Origin of the sequence: Rahnella sp. NRRL B-41462 (assembly GCF_003263525.1) — a bacterium.
GTDB classification, from domain to species: domain Bacteria; phylum Pseudomonadota; class Gammaproteobacteria; order Enterobacterales; family Enterobacteriaceae; genus Rahnella; species Rahnella aceris.
Window position 1 is genome coordinate 22,619 of sequence record NZ_JYDF01000039.1, and the last position, 21,830, is coordinate 44,448.

Sequence of the window (21,830 nt, forward strand, 5' to 3'; positions counted from 1 at the left end):
AATGCGCTAAAACGAGGCGTTGTTTTGGAGCAAGAGTGGCGTAATAGCAGCGAAGTGAATCACTCTGGTGCGAAAGGATGGGGCGGAGAGAAAGCCGGAGGAAGATTTACATCAGACAAATATTCGCAAATCACTCCCCCAGCAGAGGGAGTGATAATTTGGATCCACAAATGCCGCAGTGCGTTACTTGCACCAACCCCAGTGCAGGTTACGAGGTAGCGTTCCCCACGTTTCTATGCAGGTATTTTCCTGTTTGGTCAGTGACTGGGAATATAAAGCCCGTCCTGTTCCTGTTACGCCTTTAATTTTTACGTTCGTCGCTTCAGCAGGAATAATAACCTGCTGAGTATTACCCAGCGATAATTTATATTCTTTATTGAAATTGGCTTTAGTACTGCTGTTGGTATAAGTGAGTCTGTAATAACCTGTGTAACCGCCTTTATTACGCAGACTCAGGACGTAACTTTTCGGTACAGGTGCCATTTCCGGGACGTTGAAATTAAGTGTAAATTCCGCTCCCGGTGACATTTCATCAATTTTATCATTGCTTACCATATATGTTTTTCCCATCTGCTTATTGTAATCAAGCTCAAGAATCAGCATATCGCCGTAATAAGCCGCCCCGCTGTTTGATGAAGAGATACCATGTGAATGGCCACCAAATCTTATCGAGCCGCCATACTCCCCCAGTATATCCCGCGTTGGAGTCTCATTTTCACTGTAACTTTCACCTCCATGCTCCAACGCTATTGTTGCTTTACCTTTTATGCCTGCATCGCGTAACTGCTCACGGAACCAGCCTTCACCGTCCCTGACCTTAATATCATACCGGCGGGCAGCATCCGAATTAAACCCTGAAAATTCCTTCGTATAATGCAAATTATTATTAAGCTGAATGAAACGAATACCCGCAATATCAAAACTGTAACCGAAACTGCCAATATAGTTGGTACTGAGATGCGGGAATTTATAACCATTCATGACGTCGTAATCAACGGAAACGACATCTTTCAAACTATTAATATGATCAACTAAATTCCGGATACTACGAATTGCACAGCGATTTTCCCACAAACCACAGTCATTCACATTGCCGTCATAATCATGATTACCCAGCCCGTACCAGTAAGGCGCATTAAGTTTGCCAAAAGCTTTCTTGGCATCAGACCACTCGCCACCATGCCCCCAGTGGGTAATGTCGCCGTTAATAATCGTCCCCCTGAAGGCATCACCGTATTTGTCTTTCAGTGTGTTAATTGCATCAATCTTCTTAAAGTTACCTTTGCTGGGTACCGTGTTATATGGCGTAGATGTAGTCTCTGCCCCAAAATGCCAGTCAGACGTAATGGCATAATATTCTTTTGGATGAACAACACGCCACCAGGCATTATCTTTTTTATTTTCCGGGTAATACCAGTTTTTACTTTTCGCATTACCATTAAACTTTGCTTCAAAGAATTCAGTAGTCCCGTTAACCTGACGGCCATGTATTTCACCGACCGTCGTATCAGCGCTCCAGGCTTTTGGCGCAGCAATGGAACCATAGACCGCAGAGGTTACCGCCGCGTCCGGGAAGACCTCCTGTCTCAGCTGTTCTTTGATATTTTTCAGTGCTTCGAATGTTTCTTCCGCACTGTCTGTTGAAACTTCGTAAGGACGGGAATGCTCCACCCCATTTACATCGGTGTAAACCATCTCCCCTTTTGCAACAACTGGAGAGATATTGTTATCACTGGAATCGACCGTTTTAGCTTCTAATAAACGCACGGCTTGTCCACCTGGCACAGTGATTGCTTTTATTTCATATGGACTTGAATTCTCTGAAACCTTATAGCCAGATATTTCGGTTGAGAGTTTCATCCGGGCATAGTCATTTTGATCATCAGGAATAGGTAACCCGTCCTGATGAGGGTCAGGTACCGGAACAGGCGCGGGAGGATTAGGAGAAGGACCCGGTGATATTTCCCGTTGCATAGAACTCATGTCGATCATCTTCATGCCATCAGGCACAGTGAGTACAACATCCGGTACATGGTAACCACCTCTTTGCGTTGCCACATTGCTAATATTTATTTCTGCTGAGGTATAAAATGGCAAACAAGCAGCGATAGCCATGGCTATCCTGCCATATTTAATTTTATTTTTTGAGACGAACACACTTTCACCCTTGAGGTTAATCATTTTACTGTTAGTAAATTATCGTACCTCGACATTATAATTTGTAACAAACATTTGTTTTAGAATAAATAATTAAGTTGACTTATTTTACAACGACCATTAAACAATCGGAATACAGATAGTTAAATACATATCAACGCTAAGAATAAAACCTCAAAAGTAGTTTTTCACTGTTATCTGTGAATCCGGAGATTCAGGAAAAAACGGAAGCTGAATAATGTTCAATCGTCAACATAAAGTACTGGCTGTAGTATTCAGAAAAAATATGTATCAGAAATTTTTCCATTTCATCGCTGATACCATTCTTAAAGGGAAAAACCGTCTCACCATAATTGGGGTCAAAGATTTTTATTTGATTGGATTCTGCCCTGAGACCTAATGAGTGTCCGCTGGAAGATTTTTTAATCGATATATGACAGCCATTGCCCTGGCTGACACTTTTTAATATTGACTGCGCCATGGTAATTGCGGTATTTCCAGTCAATTTTATTTCCTCCCGAATAAAATTAACCTGATAAGATTTTAGAATACCATGAAAAACACTTTTCATTTCTTTCATATTCCCGCTGGCACTCAGGTGTTCCTGAAAATTCATGATCCCCCGCACCACCGTCTTACCTTTTTCACTGGCAATATAGGCACTGAACCGGCTCCAGCTTTGACCTGATATCAGGTATGCGCCCACCAGCCCCTGACACACACCGTTTTCAAGACCATATTCAACCACCCGGCCGCGCGATCATAGACATTTCCGGTCCATGCGCCCTTACGTTTTTTCTCATCACAATGATCCCATTTATTTTTCTTAATATATTCCCCCTGTCGGAATTTATTATATATCCCATTATAATTTTGTATCAGTCTAACTGAATCCATTCTCATAAAATCACTTCATTCCATTATTAAGAAAAATTTTGCAAATGATAAAGAAAAAATACTTTCAATGTTGAACATGATTAATTCAGAAAACATAAAGGAAACCTTTTCTTCTAAGGGGTTCTCAGCCTCTGGTCTGGTGCGAGAGCGGGAAGGTTGATACTCTGCTAAGTATTGATATTTCGAATACCAAAAGCATAAACATTTAAAAAATGAATCGCTATCCCATGTTCAGCCCGCAGCAGTTGCTTAGTTTTGTCGCCGTCTGCGAAACCGGCAGTTTTACCCGTGCGGCCGACCGCGTGTACCTGTCGCAATCGACAGTCAGCCAGCAAATCCGCCGCCTGGAAGAAGCGCTGGGAAAACCTTTGCTGGAACGCACGTCTCATCAGGTGCAACTGACTGAAGAAGGTGAACGGTTGCTGGGTTATGCGCGGCGGATTATCGCCCTGAACGGTGAAGCGCACGATGCGCTGAGTGACCAGTGGCCGGACGGCGTAGTGCGTCTCGGCGTGCCGGAAGATTTTGCCGCGGCTACCACGTCCCTGCTGGCGCAATTCAGCCGCGCCCATCCGCATATTCGCCTCGATGTCACCAGCGGCCTGAGTCACGAACTGCGCCGCGCCTGGCAACAGGAGATGCTGGATATCATTCTGGTGAAACAACTCACCGGCGAAAAGGCCAACGCCTCGCGCCCCGAGCCGATGCTGTGGCTGGACAGCGCGGCGTTTCCGGCGTTTGAACGGGATCCCATCCCGCTGGTGCTGTTTCCGCTCAACGGGTTATACCGCGAAGAACTGTGTCAGGCACTGGATGCTCTCGGACGTAGCTGGCGTATCAGTTACAGCAGCGCCAGTCTCGCCGCGCTGGTCGCTGCCAGTGCGGCCGGATTGGGTGTCACCTTATTGCCCGCCAGTTGCCGCCAGCCGGAGCACCGGATTCTTGGGGCAGAAAGCGGATTGCCGCCGATTGATAACGTCGAGCTGGCGCTGTTTTACCGCCACGACGCGACGCCTGCGCAGATTGCACTGGCCGGAAAATTAAAGGATTTTTGTCAGCTTAGTTAGCCATTGCATTTTCCACTGGCAGGCAGTGGGAAAAATCGCAGCCGGAACCGGCGTCATCTTTTAAGGTGAAGGGAAAAGCAGCATCCTCCCGCATCATGATTAAGGAATTCGACGTGCAAAATCCTCAGCAACAAAGCCGCAGAAACTTTCTTTCGCATAGCGCCAAAATCACTGCCACCGGCGCGCTGTTAACCGCAGGTATGGCATCAGCCTCCCCGTTCAAACCGGGCGCGATGGACGAAAAATGTGACGATGCCAGCCAGATCAACGCGATTTCTGCGCCGCATTACCAGTTGCGCAATGTGCGGCTGGAAGAGGGTTTTGAGCGCGAAGGCGATATCGTTATTGCCACCAGAACCGGTTTGTACAATCTGGAAATCAACAACGGCAAAATCGTGGCGATCCAGCCGGCAAAAGACGCCCCGGCCAGCACCTTGCCTGCTTTTGATGCCAGAGGATTACTTCTGCTGCCCGCCACGCGCGACATGCATATTCACCTCGACAAAACCTTCTACGGCGGCAAATGGGAAGCACCGCGCCCGCGTAAAGGCAAAACTATCATGGACATGATTGCCCGCGAACAGGTGCTGATCCCCAAACTGCTACCAACATCGGTGGAACATGCCGAAGCGATCATCGGGCTGCTGCATTCCAAAGGCACCACCGTGGCGCGCAGCCACTGCAATATCGACCCGGTCAGCGGCCTGAAAAGCCTTGAGCATCTGAAAATCGCACTGGAAAAACATCAGCAGGATTTCAGTTGTGAAATTGTGGCGTTCCCGCAACACGGCTTGCTGCATTCGAAAGTCGATGGCCTGATGCGTGAGGCGATGCAAATGGGCGCGCAATACGTCGGCGGACTGGATCCGACTAACGTGGATGGCGCGATGGAAAAATCCCTCGACGCGATGTTTCAGATTGCACTGGATACGAATAAAGGCGTGGATATTCATCTGCATGAAACCACGCCAGCCGGTATTGCGGCAGTGAAATACATGATTCAGACCGTGGAGAAAAACCCGCAACTGAAAGGCAAAGTGACGCTCAGCCACGGTTTTGCGCTGGCGATGATGCAGGGCGCGGAACTCGACGACGTCATTGCAGGGCTTTCAGAGCAGCAGTTCACCGTCGCTTCCACCATTCCGCTCGGCAAACTGAATATGCCGCTGCCGCAGCTCAGCCAGAACGGCGTATTTGTCATGACCGGCACAGACAGCGTCATTGATCACTGGTCGCCGTTCGGCACCGGCAGCATGCTGGAAAAAGCCAGCCTCTACGCCCAGCTCTACGGTAACTCCGACGAATTTGGCCTGACGCGCTCCCTCGCTATCGCCACCGGCAACGTCCTGCCGCTCGACGACAGCGGCACACGCCAGTGGCCTGCGGTCAACGATAACGCCGAAATGATCCTGGTCGACGCCAGTTGCTCTGCCGAAGCGGTGGCGCGGGTGTCAGAGGTGAAAGCGACATTCCATCAGGGCAGATTAGTGTTTGGTGCGGTGGGGAAAGTGTGAGGAATTGAAAGTAGTAAACGCTGCAAAGCAAAAAGCCCCTTTCGGGGCTTTTTGTTGTTCTGAACGTTGATGCCCGAAGGCAATGAATCAGAACGGGATATCGTCGTCGAAATCCATTGGGGGTTCGTTGTTCTGTGCTGGCGCGTTGTTTTGCGCAGCCGGACGAGATTGCTGACCGCCACTGAACTGGTTGCCGCCTTGTGGCTGCTGAGGCTGACCCCAACCGCCCTGCTGGCCGCCTGCGGATGGCTGACCGCCACCTGCTGGTGCGCCACCGCTTGCACGGCCGCCGAGCATCTGCATGGTGCCGCCTACGTTAACGACGACTTCGGTGGTGTATTTTTCAACGCCAGCCTGATCGGTCCATTTACGGGTTTGCAATGCGCCTTCGATGTAAACCTGAGAACCTTTCTTCAGGTATTCGCCTGCGACTTCCGCTAATTTGCCGAACAACACCACACGGTGCCATTCGGTTTTTTCTTTCTGCTCGCCGGTGGCTTTGTCACGCCAGCTTTCAGACGTTGCCAGAGTGATGTTGGCAACCGCGCCGCCGTTAGGCATGTAGCGGACTTCCGGGTCTTGCCCCAGATTACCGACGAGAATAACTTTGTTTACGCCTCTGCTGGCCATGTGGATTCTCCTGATGATGTATGTCGTGGTTGAAACCACAGTTGAAGGTGATGAATTCACTTTGTGCCATTATAACCACAAAACGTGTTATCCGTACCATGCATGTAAAGCCTTGGAAGATTCCTCGCAGATCGGCCAGTAAACATTCCATTGTTACATTGAGTACTGGATATACATTCAGGTTTTGGGGTGGCACAGGCTGTGATTTGTGTCATAATTGCGCGTTACGTTCTTCTCTGTGCCCGATTCGATGGCTGGCGCGAAACTGGTTTTCACGGCGGTCACCGGCACGGTGAGCTATCAAGTTAATCCGGGAATGATGAATGGATAAGATCGAAGTTCGGGGCGCACGCACCCATAATCTCAAGAATATCAACCTGATTATCCCGCGCGACAAACTGATTGTTGTCACCGGCTTATCCGGTTCAGGCAAGTCCTCTCTGGCGTTCGATACGCTGTACGCCGAAGGCCAGCGCCGCTACGTCGAGTCGCTGTCGGCCTACGCACGCCAATTTTTATCCTTAATGGAAAAACCAGACGTCGACCATATTGAAGGTCTGTCTCCGGCGATTTCGATTGAGCAAAAATCAACGTCGCACAACCCGCGCTCTACCGTCGGGACCATCACCGAAATCCACGACTACCTGCGCCTGCTGTTTGCCCGCGTGGGCGAGCCGCGCTGCCCGGATCATAATATTCCGCTGTCAGCCCAGACCGTCAGCCAGATGGTGGATAACGTACTGGCACAGCCGGAAGGCCAGCGTCTGATGCTGCTGGCGACCATCATTAAAGATCGCAAAGGCGAGCATACCAAGACGCTGGAAAACCTGGCGTCGCAGGGCTATATCCGTGCGCGTATTGATGGTGAAGTGTGTGATTTGTCCGATCCGCCAAAATTAGAATTGCAGAAGAAACACACCATTGAAGTGGTCGTTGACCGCTTTAAAGTGCGTGACGATCTGGCGCAACGCCTGGCGGAATCGTTTGAAACCGCGCTCGAGCTTTCCGGTGGTACCGCCGTGGTCGCCGATATGGATGACCCGAAAGCCGAAGAAATGCTGTTCTCGGCCAACTTTGCCTGTCCGGTGTGCGGCTACAGCATGCGCGAGCTTGAACCGCGTATGTTCTCGTTCAACAACCCGGCGGGAGCCTGTCCGACCTGTGACGGGCTGGGTGTGCAGCAGTTCTTCGATCCTGATCGCGTGGTGCAAAACCCTGAGCTTTCACTGGCGGGTGGGGCTATCCGCGGCTGGGATCGTCGTAACTTCTATTATTTCCAGATGCTGCGCTCTCTCGGTGAGCATTATGATTTCGACGTGGAAGCGCCGTTTAACGAACTGAGCAGCGACGTGCAAAACGCCATCCTGCACGGTTCCGGCAAAACCACCATTGAATTCAAATACATCAACGATCGCGGTGATACCTCGATTCGTCGCCATCCGTTTGAAGGCGTACTGCACAATATGGAGCGCCGTTATAAAGAAACGGAATCCAGCGCAGTACGTGAAGAACTGTCGAAATACATCAGCAACCGTCCGTGTACTTCCTGCAGCGGCACCCGCCTGCGTGAAGAAGCCCGTAACGTATTTGTCGAAGAAACCACGCTGCCGGAAATCTCTGATTTCAGCATCGGCCATGCGATGGATTTCTTCCGCAATATGAAACTCAGCGGTCAGCGCGCCAAAATTGCTGAGAAAGTGCTGAAAGAGATTGGCGATCGCCTGAAATTCCTGGTGAACGTCGGCCTGAATTACCTCTCGCTGTCACGTTCTGCGGAAACGCTGTCCGGCGGCGAAGCCCAGCGTATCCGTCTGGCGAGCCAGATTGGTGCCGGTCTGGTGGGCGTGATGTACGTGCTGGATGAGCCGTCTATCGGCCTGCATCAGCGCGACAACGAGCGTCTGCTGGAAACCCTGATCCACCTGCGCGACCTCGGTAACACGGTGATTGTGGTCGAGCACGACGAAGACGCGATCCGCGCTGCCGACCATATTATTGATATTGGTCCGGGTGCAGGCGTACACGGTGGCGAAGTGGTGGCTGAAGGCACCGCTGAAGACATTATGGCGACCGAGAATTCACTGACCGGCCAGTTCCTGAGCGGTAAACGGGAAATCTCCGTACCGGCGCAGCGCGTCCCGGCGGATGCCACCAAAGTGCTGAAACTTTCCGGCGCTAAAGGCAACAACCTGAAAGATGTCACGCTGACGCTGCCGGTGGGCCTGTTTACCTGTATCACCGGCGTGTCCGGCTCCGGTAAATCGACGCTGATTAACGACACGCTGTTCCCGCTGGCACAGCGCGAGCTGAATGGCGCAACGATTGCTGAAGCTGCGCCGTACCGTGAAATCGAAGGTCTGGGCCATTTCGATAAAGTCATCGACATCGACCAGAGCCCGATTGGCCGTACGCCGCGCTCTAACCCGGCAACCTACACCGGTATTTTCACGCCGGTGCGCGAGCTGTTTGCCGGTGTGCCGGAATCACGTTCACGCGGCTACACGCCGGGGCGTTTCAGTTTCAACGTCAAAGGCGGCCGCTGCGAAGCCTGTCAGGGCGACGGCGTGATCAAAGTTGAAATGCACTTCCTGCCGGATATTTATGTGCCGTGCGATCAGTGCAAAGGCAAACGCTATAACCGCGAAACGCTGGAAATTAAATACAAAGGCAAGAGCATCCACGAAGTGCTGGAGATGACCATTGAAGAAGCGCGTGATTTCTTCGATGCCGTCCCTGCGCTGGCGCGTAAATTGCAGACGCTGATCGACGTCGGTCTGACCTACATCAGCCTCGGCCAGTCAGCGACCACGCTGTCCGGCGGTGAAGCACAGCGCGTCAAACTGGCGCGTGAGCTGTCCAAACGCGGCACCGGTCAGACGTTGTATATTCTCGACGAACCGACCACCGGCCTGCACTTTGCCGATATTCAGCAACTGCTGGAAGTGCTGCATCAGCTACGCGATCAGGGCAACACCATCGTGGTGATTGAACACAATCTGGACGTGATTAAAACCGCGGACTGGATTGTTGATCTCGGGCCGGAAGGCGGCGCGGGCGGTGGGCAGATTCTGGTCGCCGGTACGCCGGAAACCGTTGCGGAATGCAAAGAATCGCATACTGCGCGCTTCCTGAAACCGTTGCTGGAACGCCACAGCCAGCAGGCGAAGAAAAGCGCTTAAGCCATAGCAAAAGGCCTTCCCAAACGGGAAGGCCTTTTGTTTGTCCTGATTACAGACCAAATCCTTCTCTGATCCTTTTAATGACATCTTCTACAGACCCCCGCTGATTCAGTGACCTGAGATCAATATTCTCATCTGACAGTTTTGTGAGAAAGCTCTCCATGTCAGCCCGAATGTTCTCGGGAATGGTGGCAGCCTTTCCTGTCAGTTGACCTGATAACCGGATCACATCATTTCTGTGCTTATTCACAACACGGGAATCCACAGGTTCTCCTGCCGCCTTGCGGGTTGACAGATCAAGCCACGCATTCATTTTTAAAGGGATTAACCTGTCTGCTCCGATATACGAGAATAATTCCGTGCGCAGGAGGCCATCCCTGAGGAAGGAATAATAATGTTCATCGAGGAGGATAGCTGAGAGGCTGGAAACACCTTCATCTTTGGGGATCGGGATAATCTGAGCATCTTCCGGAGGTTCCATTCCTTGTGGAGAACGCGAGAAAAGTTCAATCTGAAAGGGGTAACTCGTGTTTTCTGGTTTCAGAAACCGGTAAAAAATGGGCTTTCCCTCACCCGTCTGGCGGATTTCGTAGTTGCCTGACTTTATAAATTCCCAAAACAGACTGACAAAATCAGGGCTCAGCGCCTCAATAATGAGGACAATATCCAGATCTTTGGTGGCCCGAAATTCTTCCCCGGCTTCATCCATAGTGATCCAGGATGCGACACCACCGATGAGGACGTATTGATCCTGATATTTTTTGAAATACTCGCCAAACAGTTTTAGTCCCCGAATTTCATCCATGGGTATTGATCCTTAAGTTCACTGAGCGCCAGTTGGACCCGTTCATCCTGATTATCTTTCTGTGTCAGATACAGAGATATTTCATCAACGATATGTGTTGAAGCTTTGGGACTCCGGTAGCTCCAGATTTCAACTGTAGCTACAGCGCTGTCGATATGAGTCACTTCATCAAATTCCCCCCTTTTCAGGAGTGAAGTGAATACTTCCCGGGTCATCGCAAACACAGGCTTAGCGCCACGGGCCAGCATCGTGTATTCCGCTAAAGCGCTGTCTCCGGCATAACAGACCCCCTCATCTAAAGGAGGTAGCTTGTTAATCCAGACGATTTTCTTCACCGGATTACGCATCAGCAGAAGAGATTTTACGAAAGTCTCTGAGCGCGAAAATCTGAGTGAATAAAATCGGGTCGAAAAATCTTTCTCATGCGTTGAAGCAAGAAGCCCGGATTTTGTCAGCTCAGAAATGGCTTTTGAGAGCGTCACGCGACTGTAATTATATAAGCCCATCAACTGCTCAGCCGTACAGGTAATACCGGATTTAGAGAATGACTCATCCCATAAAAGCTGGATGAGCATAGCCTGAGTGGCCGGAGAAAAATCGTTTTGCACGTCTTTGCCGGCGCTTTTTTTACGAATTCTGAAGGCATCGCGCAAATCCATGGCCAGTTCAGGAATAAATAACTGCTTTTTAATCGCAATAAAATTTATGTGATGGTCAATCAAGCTGCGGCGTTCCGCCAGATTCATATTTTCGCAGACGTAGACAACCACCTTATCTGTCATCTTTTCAATGAGTGACAGACGTTTCCTTATCGTGACAATGCCCGGATAGGTGTCATCCCGCTGTAAAGCCGCCAGCAGAATCAGAGGAGCGTCACCCGGCACACCAACTTCCAGTTCGAAGAAACCAAACAACTCCTGAAGACTGAATGAAACTGAGAGTTTTACTTCGGTGGCTGTAGTGCGAAAGCCTAAAACCGTTTCAAGGTAGCTAACCAGTTGCGTTATCTTCTGTGTCATTTGCAGATCCGTGTAAAGTCATTTTTTAAAGTATAAAGCAAATCACTTTATACATCGAAAAAGACTTTACACGGTGTGACCCTACTTAAATATCTTCTGCACAAACTCCGCATAGGCCGGGCGCCAGACGTCCATTTCATGGCCGAGATTCGGGTATTCGTGGTAATCGAATTTAATCTTTTTCTCTTCCAGCTCGGTTTTCAATCCGGCAATGTCCTTCCCTGTTACCACATCTTTCTCGCCGACAACCACGGTGAAATTCTTCAGTTGTGCATTGATTTTTTCCGGTTCAGCTAAGCGTTTCGCCACATCCGCATTGGGTACGGTGGTGGTGCTGACACCGCTGAGTGTCGCCAGCCAGCCAAACTGGTCGAGATGCGTCATGCCACTGACCAGCGTCTGATAACCGCCTTGTGAAAGCCCGGCCAGCGCGCGTCCGGTTGCGTCATCACGCACACGGAAGGTTTTAGAAATCAGCGGGATAATATCACCGGTCAGCTCTTTATCTGCGGCGGCAGCATTGCGCGGATAAAACTCTTTGCGGCGATCTTTGGTGACGTAATCTTCCGGCACCACGCCTTTGGCGTCGGTTTCGGTATCCGGAATGACCACCAGCATCGGCACGATTTTTTTCTCCGCCAGCAGGTTATCCATGATTTGCGGAATGCGCCCCTGATCCAGCGCCGAGCGACCGGTGTCGCCAAAGCCGTGATAGAAATACAGCACCGGCAACGGCTGTGAAGCATCGGTGTAACCCGGTGGCGTCCACACCGCGACCTGACGCTCGGAATTCAGCGCGGCGGAATGATAGGTCAGCGTGCGGACTTCGCCGTGCGGCACGTTTTTCACATCAAGAATACTGCCGGGCACCAGGATCAAACTGGTATTCACCTGACGCTGTGGCTTGGGCATTGCACTGCCAGGATCGGCAATCCTCAAGCCATCCACGTTGAAGAAATATTCATAGAGATCAGGCTTCTGTGCACCCGATGTCCAGCTCCAGACACCTTTATCGTCCTTGGTCATCTGATGCGGAATGTAGGTCACCGGCGTGGCACCGGTCACCACATCGACATGTTCGGCAGTCGGCGCATACAGCCGGTAAGTGATGGTTAAATCAGGATTCACCGCCGTGATGTAATTTTTCGCAGGCACCGACGCATCAGGATCCTGCGGCAAGCTTTGCGCAGAGACGGTCAGCGGGAACGGCGCGCTGAGCGCCAGAATCAAAAGCGTGGCAAGATTCAGCCGGTTACGGGTCATCATCCTTTCCTTCTGGGTTGGCGTGAGCAAACGGACAACCTGTCCTCAAGTAACTCACTGTTTTTGCACAACTCTCAGAGTAGGTTATTTTTACCGCCAGCGAGCGTGATCGGCGTCACTGTTCCGAAGATGCATCTAAAGCATGAAGCTGCGGCAGTGCACTCAGCCGCTGATAAGCAAAATCCCAGAAAGTCCGTACCTTGCGTGGCATTTGCTGTACCTGCTGCGCCACCAGTTGTACCGGCAACGGCAAAGGTTCGAAATCCTTCAGCAGCCGCACCATACGGCCTGCCTGCACATCATCCCTGATCTGATACGACAATAACCGTGCTATCCCCTGCCCGCTGCGCACCGCCAGCAGTTGCGATTCCACATCGTTGGAAAGCAAACGTGGCGACAGCCGCACGCGCAAATCGTCCTCATTCGGCCCGAAACGCCATTCACGGATTTGGGTGCGCAGCGTGCCCATCACCGTCTGATGAGAAGCGAGTTCCGACGGATGTTGCGGTTCACCATGCTGCGCCAGATACGCCGGACTGGCGACCAGAACGCGGGTGACTTGCGCAACCTTACGGGCGACTTTGCCTGAATCTTCCTGATGACCGATGCGCACCGCCAGATCTAACCCTTCGTCAATCAGATCCAGATTACGGTCATTTAACATCATTTCGATTTGCATATCAGGATGTTGCGCCAGAAATTCCATCACCAGCGGCGCGACGTGTTTACGACCAAACTGTACCGGTGCGGTGATGCGCAGCAGGCCGCTGAGCTGGGTTTCTGCGGTATCTTCTACCGCGTTCTGATACTGGCTGAGCAGCAGTCGCGCTTTTTCCGCCAGCCGTGCGCCTGCTTCTGTCGGCGCCAGACTGCGCGTGGTGCGCTCGACCAGCCTTGCGCCGAACCGGTGTTCCAGCGAGGCAATGGCGCGGGTGATCGCCGGAGGAGAACGGTGAAGTTTACGGGCAGCTTCCGCCAGGCTGCCATACTGAAGTACAGCGACAAAAATCGCCATTTCATCTAAACGGTCCATAGATTCTTCCACCAGGTGAAACGCTCAATTTCAATCTTCGTGGATCCCAATCATTTGATGCAAGAGTAATCTTGACGCCAGACCCATAAAGGAGACATTCCATGCCAGCCATTCAACTTTACAGCACACCGCTTTCCGGCCATTGCCACCGCGTAACTCTGTTGCTGAACATGCTCAGCCTGCCCTTTGAGAACAAAGACGGCGGCAAAGACATTCGTCAAACCGCCGAATTCGCGCAGTTAAATCCGCTGCAGCAGGTGCCGGTGCTGACCGACGGCGAACTCGTTGTCACCGACAGCAATGCGATTCTGGTGTATCTGGTGAAACGTTACGCGTCCGACAGCCACTGGTTGCCGGAAGATCCGGTGCAGGCCGCTGAGGTGCAAAAATGGTTGTCCCGCGCCGCCGGTGAAGTGCGTTACGGCCCGGCATCTGCCCGTATGGTGAAACAGTTCGCGGCACCGGAATCTTATGAAAGCGCGCTGGCCGTGACGGCAAAGTTTCTGCCACAGCTTGAACAGCATCTGGAAAGCCGCGAGTTTCTGGCGACGGAGCGGGCCACCATTGCCGATCTGGCCTGTTACAGCTATGTGGCGACGGCTCCGGAAGGCGGCGTTTCGCTGGCGGATTACCCGGCGATTCGCCGCTGGCTGAAACGGGTGGAAAGCCTGCCGGGCTTTACGCCACTTCCGGCGTTGCCACTGCCTGAAATTGTGGGGTAAAACGCGATGAACAATCCTTTCCATGCAGACGAAATCCTGGCACAGGACATGGCAGGGTTTGATGTTTCCGCACACGGCATCCGCGATGCGATGCCGGAACAGCACCGGCTTTTTTTCGCCGCGCTGCCGTATCTGTTTATCTCAACACTGGACGAAAACGGCTGGCCGGTGGCAACTCTGCTGACCGGCCCCGCCGGGTTTATCAGTACGCCGGATGACATCCATTTGCGGATAAATGCGCCGCGACGGGCGGACGATCCGGCCCTGGCCGCTTTACAGCCGGGGAAACAGATTGGCGGGCTGGGGATCGATTTTTCCAACCGGCGGCGTAACCGCGTGAACGGCAGGATCGGGCGCATGGATAAAAACCGCATTGAGATCGTCGTCGATCAAAGTTTTGGTAATTGTCCGCAGTATATCCAGATACGCAAACTGGCCGATGTGCCCGTCAGTTTGCCGCTGGCTGCGCGGGAGGATATGACCGAACCGGATGCTGACGCCCGCGCACTGATTGCCCGCGCCGATACGTTTTTTATCGCCAGCCACGCGCACGGCGGTGCCGATGTGTCGCATCGCGGCGGCCAGCCGGGATTTGCGCATCTGGTGGGAAACCGCTTGTGGGTGCCTGATTTTCGCGGCAACCGTTATATGAATACGCTGGGGAATTTGCTGGCAGAACCGCGTGCAGCGCTGCTGTTTATCGATTTCGAAAACGGTGACCTGCTGCATCTTCAGGGACACACGCAAATCCACTGGCAGCCGGAGGATATTCCCGGGCCAGCAGGCGCAGAACGTTACTGGAGTCTGGACATCACCCGCGTGTGGCGCTTTCGCGGCGCACTGCCGTGGCGGGCAGAGGTGGCGGACTTCTCTCCTGCAACCCTCAGCAGTGGCAACTGGCCGGATAATCAGCGGCCAATTTCCTGACGCACCGCCTCCGGCAGACCGGATACCACCAACTGGTAGGAATCATCAATCAGATAATAAAACTGTGAATCGGGCAGCGAGCCGTCGAGGAACACGGTATTCCAGTGCGCTTTGTTGAGATGATCTCCCGGCACAATATCCGGATGTGCTGCCCGTAATTGCTCTGCCAGTTCAGGGCTGGTTTTCAGCGAAATAGCCTCGCGGCCATCAATTTCACACACCATGGCAAACATCGCGTCGCCCACTTTTACCTGATTTGCGCCGCGCTGATTTTCAACACTTTGCTCCGCACCGGGTTTTCCCATGCAATAGGTCAGCAATTCCGAACTGGTCATGTTTGGGTTTCTCCTTGTAACGTGATGGCTACGTAGCACGAAAGTGCCCTCGGTTAACCATAGCAAACCTGAACGATTTACAGGCTTAACACAGACGTCTTTTCTTTGCCGGTGACAGGATCTGGAATCTCCCCTTTTTTGCGCGCGCCGATTTCCTCAATGATTCTGGCAAAGCGTTCCTCATTGAGTTTGTAAAATACGCCCATAATGATCGCCGCACTGATAGCCAGTGCACAGGGCCAGATAAAGATCAGCTGACGCAAACCGAGTAAGGTCGCGCTGCCCTGCACCGCATTCGGGATATAACCGATTTGAGTCAGCATAATTCCCGGCAGGAATCCGGCAAGCGCGGCAGATATTTTTCGTGAAAAGGTATAACCGGTATACACCGAGCCTTCGGCACGAATACCGGTTTTCCATTCGCCATAATCCACGGTATCTGGCACCAGCGCCCAGTTCAGGCTGTTGACAAATGCGGTGCCAAAAAATGCCATGCAGGAAAACAGCACAAAGCTTAACGAGCTGTTTCCCCACAGGAAATTAAGCATATCGCCGGTTGCCCACAACAGTAATCCCCCCAGGTACACCTGTTTTTTGCCAAAGCGTTTCACGCAACCCGGCACCAGAAAGACACCGACCAGAATGCAGCCCATGCTGAAAAACCCCATCCACGACAACAGATGAATATCATTAAGCACGTACTGCGTGTAATACACCTGGATCGCCAGTTTGATGTTAAACGCCGCCAGCGTACACAGATTGGCGAGGCACAGTACCAGCAACGGCGGATTACGAGATATGGCGCGAAACGACCGCAGGATGCCGGATTTATGTCCCGCAGGCGTGAGTTCAACGTAACGTTCCCTGACGCCGCGATAGCACCAGCCCATACACAGAATGCCGCAGGTGGCGAAAATCAGGGCAGCGGAGAAATACCCCACCGAAGGGGAATTACCGAACAACGCCTGTACCGGCATAAACCCGACGGTACACAACAATAATCCGAGCGTGGCACCGCCCTGGCGCCAGGCGGCAAGCTGCGCCCGTTCATGGGGATTTTTGGTGATAGCGGGCACCATCGCGCCGTATGAACAATTCATCAGGCTGTAGAACAAGCCGAACAACATAAACAGTACGGTGGCGAGCGCCGTTTTCACCGGCAGGCCGAAATCATTCGCCATAAACTGCGCCGTCGCGATCAGCCCTACCGGGACGGAGGCATACAAAATGAACGGTCTGAACTTACCCCGCGCACCAATATGACGGCGGGAATCAAGTAACACGCCGGTCAGCATATCGGTGAAAGCGGTGAAAAACTTCGCCACCAGGAAGATGATGCCGCCATAAAACGCCGGCATGCCCAGTTCATCGGTATAAAACTTCAGGAGATACAGCGTCCCGATACATAACATCAGGTTCGAGCCAAAATCGCCCATTCCATAGGCGCACTTCTCACGCAACGTCAGCGGATCAGGGTGATGACAATCCTTCATAGGCGATCCTCAAAGCGCCCCGCAGGGCGCTGTTACAGTGAATGCATTATGCCGTCTGCTTACGCTGCTCAATTTCCGCAACGATGCGCACGTACATTTTCTCGTTGAGGTTATAGAAACAGCCCATCGCCACGATGGTGATTGCCGCCAGCGCACAGGGATAAATGAAGATCAACTGACGCAGCCCTTCCTGCGTGTGCGCCGACTGCACCACGTTAGGCACATAGCCGATTTGCGTCAGCATCAGGCCGGGGAAGAACCCCGCCAGTGCCTGTGAAACTTTGCGAAAGAAGGTGAAACCGGTGTAGACCGTGCCTTCCGAACGCACGCCGGTGCGCCACTCGCCGTATTCCACCGTGTCGGACACCAGCGCCCAGTTCAGGCTATTGACGAACGCCGATCCGAAGAACGCCAGACAGGAGAACGCGACAAAGCTGACCGAGCCGCTGCCATAGAAGTAGTTAAGGATGTCGCCGACAATCCACAGCGCCAGACCGCCGATATACACTTTTTTCTTACCGAATCGCCGGACGGCGGCAGGCATCAGGAACACGCCAATGAAAATGCATCCCATGCTGAAAAAACCCATATAAGAGAGCAGGATCGGGTCATTCAGCACGTACTGCGTGTAATACACCTGAATCGCCAGTTTGACGTTAAACGCCCCCAGCGTGCAGAGATTGGCGATGCACAGAATGAACAGCGGACGGTTACCGGCAATCGCCCGGAATGACGGCAACAGCCCCGGTTTTTGCGTATCACTGGCGGGCTGCGCCTCGACATAACGCTCTTTCACGCCGGCATAACACAGCCACATAAACAGTAACCCGACCAGCGAGAACAGCGTCGCCGCAAAGATATAACTGCGCTGCGAACTGCCTTCGAGCAGATTCATCACCGGCACAAAACCGACAGTGCACAACAGCAGTCCCAGCGTGGCACCACCCTGCCGCCATGCCGCGAGTGACGCCCGCTCGTCCGGGTTTTTGGTGATAGCAGGCACCATCGCGCCATACGAGCAATTCATCATGCTGAAAAACAGCCCGTACAACATAAACAACAGTGTTGCCACGACGGTTTTACCGGTGATTTCAAACGGTGTGCCGACGAAATTGGCGACGGCCAGCAACGTCACCGGAAACGCGGCGTACAATACGAAGGGGCGGAATTTGCCCTTTGGCCCGATCTTACGGCGCGAATCCAGCATGATGCCGGTGCCCATATCGGTAAATGCGGTAAAGAATTTGGCGATCAAAAAGATAATGCCGCCGTAAGTCCCCGGCAGGCCGAGCACGTCAGTGTAAAATTTCAGCAGGTACAGCGTGCCAATATCGAGCAGGATATTGGAGCCTAAATCCCCCATGCCGTAGGCCAGTTTTTCCCTGAAAGGCAGGCGCAGGGTCGCGGGGTTTTCCGATGTTGTCTGACTCATTATTATTCTCCTTCACCCGCCGGGGCGATGTATTCCCCCCCGGCGGGCAAGCCTTATCAGAGGTGACGTAATGCACCGAACAGCGCTGCCCACTCGCTGTCTGCACGATAAAAGACCGGCGGCTGTCCTAACGGCGCGGCCACCGTAATATCGCCGCCGTGATGCGTTTCCCCGGTCCAGGCGTTGATCCACGTATCCTGCGGCAGATACAGCGACCAGTCGCTGCGCCCTTCTTCATGCACCGGTGCCACCAGCAGATCGCGGCCAAACAGGTACTGATATTTCAGGGTATAGGTGCGGGCATCGTCTTCGTAATGCAGGAACAACGGACGCATCACCGGTAAACCGCGCTGACTGTTTTGTTGCACGGCCTGCCGGATATACGGTTTGAGATGAGTGAACACGCCGGTCATGCGGGCGAAATGCGCAATGGTTTCCGCGTCGCCGTCAAACTGCCAGTTATCGCCCGGACGGTTGCCTTCGTGAGTGCGCATCATCGGGGTGAAGGCGCTGAAATCGCACCAGCGCAGCAGCAGTTCCTTGCTGCGTTTCATCTCGAACAGCGTGGTGTAACCGCCAATATCGCTGTGATGCAGACCGTGGCCGCTCATTGCCAGCGACAAGGCCGCCGGGATCACCGAGGCCAGCCCGTCATCCAGGCTCCAGTCAACGTTCTGATCACCCGCCCACATCATCGTCGAATATTTCTGGCTGCCGGTGTAACCGGCGCGCATAAAGAACAGCACCTCGCCGAGCTTGCCGGTTTCCTGCAAGGCTTCGTAGTTACATTTCGCCCACAGTGCGGGCCAGGCGTTATGCATGATTTCCGCACTGACGCCGTTGTGCAGGAAGGTATCGGTTGGCAGATATTCACCGAAATCCGCCATCCAGCCGCCACATCCCAGTTCAATCAGGTTCTTTTTGATGACGTTTTTGAACCAGTCATAGGCAGCAGGATTGGTCAGATCGACCACGCCTGCGTAAAACTCGCCGAACTCGACGTGATAATCGCCCCCCCGTGGCATCTTTGGTCAGATAGCCTTTTTTTGAGGCTTCGGCACACAAATCCCGATCGCTGGCGACATACGGATTGATGTAAGAAAGGAACTGCACGCCCTCTTCTTTCCACTGAGGAATACGCTGGTCGAGTTGCGGATACAGCTCACTGTTCCACTTCCAGTTCCACATCACGCGTTTGCCGAATGAGGTCATGCGGATACCGGACCAGTCCTGCGCCCAGATGCCGTTGACCTTCACGCCGCCTTCGCGCATCACGTCGAGTTTCTGCTGGCAGACTTCCGTGCCGCCCTGAATACCCAGCGTCACGCCGTCGTATACCCAGTCCGGTAATTCCGGCTGGCGGCCCAACAGCGCAGTGAGTTTTTCCAGCAGGCTGATATAGTCGTCGGCACATTCAAAACGCAGCGTGGCGCTATCTTCCCAGAAGGCCAGTTCGTGGTAGTCCGGCGCGCTGAAATCGAAATTCATATAACCGCTGTTTTCAACATGGCAGTAAACCTTCTGCGTGCTGACAAAGGTCGGCTGGGGGAAGAACGTCCAGTAATAGTCGCCGCCTGCGTTCTCTTTGCAGTCGGCCTGCCAGGTCACATAGGTTTGTTTGTTGCGCCCGACGCCCTGCTCGCTGGTCCACAGCGGGAAAGGTTTGCCGCGCAAATCAAAGTAAGAGAATTGTTCACCGCAGCCGTAAATATGATCTTGCGGTTGCGCTGCCAGCCGCAGCCAGATGCGGTTATGTGCGCGGTTATCATTTTGCAGGTTGAGCTGTAAACGCCCGTTATCATCGGTGGTGATAACCAGCGTGGCGCTGAGCGTATTGCCACGGCTGAAATGTAAGTGCCATCCCGCGGGTTGCGCAGTGATCTTAACGTCTGTCAGGGCGACCTTTTCATTCAGACGATCTTTAATACTGAAATTACCGCGAAACATATCGATATCCGCTTCGCCGCCGCCAATCCACAAACAAGGCGCTTGCGCGGTATGACGTAAAATCAGACGCTGTTGATAAATCAGCGAAAATTCGTTATTACCGGCGATAAATTCAATCTGAGTATTTTTATTTTGTAGAGTACTCATGATGGTCTCCGTGATTTTTATTTTGCATTAACGTCCAGCAGACCCGCAGCCACGGCAGGCGCCAGCCCAGGTGCCAGCGGCAGACGCGGGATCACCAGGCAGTGCAGCAGATGATAAATATCCTGTTTGCCGTCCCAGACTTTGGTGGTGACGTTGTTGTCAGTGTCCAGCTCCTGCCACCACGAACCATTTTCGTAGTCCATCAGGTATTTCACGCAGTAATCCCACCAGGTCTGATACCAGGTTTCGTATTGCGCCTCGCCGGTCACGCAGTGCAGTGCATACGCGGTGCCCATTGCCTCCACAACCGGCCAGCGCACGCGTTCACGCACGATGGGTTTCCCGTCCCAGTCAACGGAATAAACAAAACCGTCTGCGCCATCCGGTGCCCAGGCATCGCGGAGGGTGGCGTGGAACAGCCCTTTGGCATCTTCCAGCAACCAGGCTGGTGGCGTTTCAAAACGGGCTTCCAGCGCGGCATGCAGATGCAGCATCAGCCGTCCCCATTCGATCCAATGCCCCGGCGTGCCGCCGTAAGCGCGGAAACGGTGCGCCGGATTATCTTTGTTGTAATCGCGGATCGGGTTCCAGTGCGTATCGAAATGTTCATTAACGCGATACTCGCCGGGCCGGGCGACGTCATGAATAATGACCGAGGCAATTCTCAATGCGCGATCCAGCCATTTGCGTTCGTGCGTGACGTCATAAACAATCAGGAAAGCTTCGACGGCGTGCATATTCGCATTGCCGCCGCGATAGGCTTCGGTTTCGCTGAAGGCTTCATCCCACGACTCGAGACACATCTGTTCGTCTTCACTCCAGAAATACTTTTCGATCACGCCGATGGCCTGATCGAGTAACGCTCCGGCCTCAGGATGGCCGGTGGTGACCGCGCTGGCGGCGCCCAGCAAAACAAAGAAATGCTGATAACCTTGTTTCGAGGCATCCACCACGCCTTCATCATTTACGCAGGCGTACCAGCCGCCGTATTGTTTATCCGCCAGCGCGCCGTTGAGGGCACGGATGCCGTGATCCACCAGCGCATACGCACCGGGACGGCCCATGCCTGCGGCAACGGAATAGACGTGCAGCATGCGGGCAGTGATCCACAAATGGGTGCCCATCTCTGCCCGGACCTGGCCGTTATTGCCCAGCCAGCCAAAGCCGGTGGCCACAGCGGCATTTTTGCCAAAATCGAAGATCCGGTCGGTTTCCTGCTCAAGCCAGCGGTGGTGGCTCAACGTGTTAAACCATTTCATTTTC

General features: G+C 52.9%; 16 protein-coding genes and 1 pseudogene. 5 read left to right on the plus strand and 12 right to left on the minus strand.

What is annotated here, in order from left to right:
• Positions 1 to 183: 183 nt before the first annotated feature.
• Positions 184 to 2,115, minus strand: coding sequence for a metallophosphoesterase (locus UC14_RS10735; protein ID WP_232829665.1), 1,932 nt, complete (start codon positions 2,113 to 2,115; stop codon positions 184 to 186).
• A 256-nt stretch (positions 2,116 to 2,371) separates the two neighbouring features.
• Complete coding sequence (locus tag UC14_RS10740) at positions 2,372 to 2,905, minus strand: YopT-type cysteine protease domain-containing protein (RefSeq protein WP_232829666.1); 534 nt, start codon at positions 2,903 to 2,905, stop codon at positions 2,372 to 2,374.
• A gap of 361 nt (positions 2,906 to 3,266) precedes the next feature.
• Between UC14_RS10740 and UC14_RS10745 the strand changes: the two genes are divergently transcribed.
• On the plus strand, positions 3,267 to 4,121 hold the full coding sequence (locus UC14_RS10745) for a LysR family transcriptional regulator (RefSeq protein ID WP_037034979.1): 855 nt from the start codon (positions 3,267 to 3,269) through the stop codon (positions 4,119 to 4,121).
• A gap of 95 nt (positions 4,122 to 4,216) precedes the next feature.
• Positions 4,217 to 5,635, plus strand: a complete 1,419-nt coding sequence (locus UC14_RS10750; protein ID WP_112197673.1) for an amidohydrolase family protein — start codon at positions 4,217 to 4,219, stop codon at positions 5,633 to 5,635.
• Positions 5,636 to 5,722: 87 nt separating this feature from the next.
• Here UC14_RS10750 and UC14_RS10755 read toward each other — a convergent pair whose 3' ends face one another.
• The gene (locus tag UC14_RS10755) at positions 5,723 to 6,265 is read right to left on the minus strand and encodes a single-stranded DNA-binding protein (RefSeq protein ID WP_013577340.1); all 543 of its coding nucleotides are present in this window, start codon (positions 6,263 to 6,265) and stop codon (positions 5,723 to 5,725) included.
• Between the two features lie 323 nt (positions 6,266 to 6,588).
• Between UC14_RS10755 and uvrA the strand changes: the two genes are divergently transcribed.
• Positions 6,589 to 9,444: an excinuclease ABC subunit UvrA gene (gene uvrA / locus UC14_RS10760; protein WP_013577341.1), complete on the plus strand. Its 2,856-nt coding sequence runs from the start codon at positions 6,589 to 6,591 to the stop codon at positions 9,442 to 9,444.
• A 49-nt stretch (positions 9,445 to 9,493) separates the two neighbouring features.
• Here the strand turns inward: uvrA and UC14_RS10765 are convergent, their stop codons facing one another.
• From UC14_RS10765 to UC14_RS10780, 4 genes are all read right to left on the minus strand, one after another.
• Positions 9,494 to 10,249 carry a hypothetical protein gene (locus UC14_RS10765; RefSeq protein ID WP_013577342.1) on the minus strand — a complete coding sequence of 252 codons (756 nt, stop codon included), beginning with the start codon at positions 10,247 to 10,249 and terminating at the stop codon, positions 9,494 to 9,496.
• Positions 10,228 to 11,268 carry a hypothetical protein gene (locus tag UC14_RS10770; RefSeq protein WP_015690547.1) on the minus strand — a complete coding sequence of 347 codons (1,041 nt, stop codon included), beginning with the start codon at positions 11,266 to 11,268 and terminating at the stop codon, positions 10,228 to 10,230. Before UC14_RS10770 ends, UC14_RS10765 begins: the two co-directional genes overlap by 22 nt.
• 81 nt (positions 11,269 to 11,349) lie before the next feature.
• Positions 11,350 to 12,531, minus strand: a complete 1,182-nt coding sequence (locus UC14_RS10775; protein ID WP_013577344.1) for an esterase — start codon at positions 12,529 to 12,531, stop codon at positions 11,350 to 11,352.
• A gap of 115 nt (positions 12,532 to 12,646) precedes the next feature.
• Complete coding sequence (locus UC14_RS10780; RefSeq protein ID WP_112197674.1) at positions 12,647 to 13,564, minus strand: LysR family transcriptional regulator; 918 nt, start codon at positions 13,562 to 13,564, stop codon at positions 12,647 to 12,649.
• Positions 13,565 to 13,665: 101 nt separating this feature from the next.
• On the opposite strand from UC14_RS10780, the gene UC14_RS10785 reads away from it, so the two are divergent.
• Complete coding sequence (locus UC14_RS10785; RefSeq protein ID WP_112197675.1) at positions 13,666 to 14,286, plus strand: glutathione S-transferase; 621 nt, start codon at positions 13,666 to 13,668, stop codon at positions 14,284 to 14,286.
• Positions 14,287 to 14,292: 6 nt separating this feature from the next.
• Complete coding sequence (locus tag UC14_RS10790; protein WP_112197676.1) at positions 14,293 to 15,213, plus strand: pyridoxamine 5'-phosphate oxidase family protein; 921 nt, start codon at positions 14,293 to 14,295, stop codon at positions 15,211 to 15,213.
• Here the strand turns inward: UC14_RS10790 and UC14_RS10795 are convergent.
• From UC14_RS10795 to yihS, 5 genes and pseudogenes are all read right to left on the minus strand, one after another.
• On the minus strand, positions 15,195 to 15,548 hold the full coding sequence (locus UC14_RS10795) for an MmcQ/YjbR family DNA-binding protein (protein WP_013577348.1): 354 nt from the start codon (positions 15,546 to 15,548) through the stop codon (positions 15,195 to 15,197). The two genes, UC14_RS10790 and UC14_RS10795, sit on opposite strands and share 19 nt — an antisense overlap.
• Before the next feature lie 77 nt (positions 15,549 to 15,625).
• Positions 15,626 to 17,041, minus strand: a complete 1,416-nt coding sequence (locus tag UC14_RS10800; RefSeq protein WP_112197677.1) for an MFS transporter — start codon at positions 17,039 to 17,041, stop codon at positions 15,626 to 15,628.
• A 46-nt stretch (positions 17,042 to 17,087) separates the two neighbouring features.
• The gene (locus tag UC14_RS10805; RefSeq protein ID WP_112151077.1) at positions 17,088 to 18,473 is read right to left on the minus strand and encodes an MFS transporter; all 1,386 of its coding nucleotides are present in this window, start codon (positions 18,471 to 18,473) and stop codon (positions 17,088 to 17,090) included.
• Positions 18,474 to 18,529: 56 nt separating this feature from the next.
• Positions 18,530 to 20,567: pseudogene (locus UC14_RS10810) on the minus strand (alpha-glucosidase).
• Between the two features lie 17 nt (positions 20,568 to 20,584).
• The gene (gene yihS, locus UC14_RS10815) at positions 20,585 to 21,826 is read right to left on the minus strand and encodes a sulfoquinovose isomerase (protein ID WP_112197678.1); all 1,242 of its coding nucleotides are present in this window, start codon (positions 21,824 to 21,826) and stop codon (positions 20,585 to 20,587) included.
• Between the last annotated feature and the right edge of the window lie 4 nt (positions 21,827 to 21,830).

Excerpts from the sequence above, each read along its gene's own strand:
- UC14_RS10750 (WP_112197673.1), top strand. The coding sequence starts at position 4,217 with ATGATTAAGGAATTCGACGTGCAAAATCCTCAGCAACAAAGCCGCAGA.
- uvrA (WP_013577341.1), top strand. The coding sequence starts at position 6,589 with ATGGATAAGATCGAAGTTCGGGGCGCACGCACCCATAATCTCAAGAAT.
- UC14_RS10775 (WP_013577344.1), bottom strand. The coding sequence starts at position 12,531 with ATGACCCGTAACCGGCTGAATCTTGCCACGCTTTTGATTCTGGCGCTC.
- yihS (WP_112197678.1), bottom strand. The coding sequence starts at position 21,826 with ATGAAATGGTTTAACACGTTGAGCCACCACCGCTGGCTTGAGCAGGAA.
- UC14_RS10745 (WP_037034979.1), top strand. The coding sequence starts at position 3,267 with ATGAATCGCTATCCCATGTTCAGCCCGCAGCAGTTGCTTAGTTTTGTC.
- UC14_RS10770 (WP_015690547.1), bottom strand. The coding sequence starts at position 11,268 with ATGACACAGAAGATAACGCAACTGGTTAGCTACCTTGAAACGGTTTTA.
- UC14_RS10805 (WP_112151077.1), bottom strand. The coding sequence starts at position 18,473 with ATGAGTCAGACAACATCGGAAAACCCCGCGACCCTGCGCCTGCCTTTC.
- UC14_RS10785 (WP_112197675.1), top strand. The coding sequence starts at position 13,666 with ATGCCAGCCATTCAACTTTACAGCACACCGCTTTCCGGCCATTGCCAC.
- UC14_RS10790 (WP_112197676.1), top strand. The coding sequence starts at position 14,293 with ATGAACAATCCTTTCCATGCAGACGAAATCCTGGCACAGGACATGGCA.
- UC14_RS10795 (WP_013577348.1), bottom strand. The coding sequence starts at position 15,548 with ATGACCAGTTCGGAATTGCTGACCTATTGCATGGGAAAACCCGGTGCG.
- UC14_RS10735 (WP_232829665.1), bottom strand. The coding sequence starts at position 2,115 with ATGGCTATCGCTGCTTGTTTGCCATTTTATACCTCAGCAGAAATAAAT.
- UC14_RS10765 (WP_013577342.1), bottom strand. The coding sequence starts at position 10,249 with ATGGATGAAATTCGGGGACTAAAACTGTTTGGCGAGTATTTCAAAAAA.
- UC14_RS10800 (WP_112197677.1), bottom strand. The coding sequence starts at position 17,041 with ATGAAGGATTGTCATCACCCTGATCCGCTGACGTTGCGTGAGAAGTGC.
- UC14_RS10780 (WP_112197674.1), bottom strand. The coding sequence starts at position 13,564 with ATGGACCGTTTAGATGAAATGGCGATTTTTGTCGCTGTACTTCAGTAT.
- UC14_RS10755 (WP_013577340.1), bottom strand. The coding sequence starts at position 6,265 with ATGGCCAGCAGAGGCGTAAACAAAGTTATTCTCGTCGGTAATCTGGGG.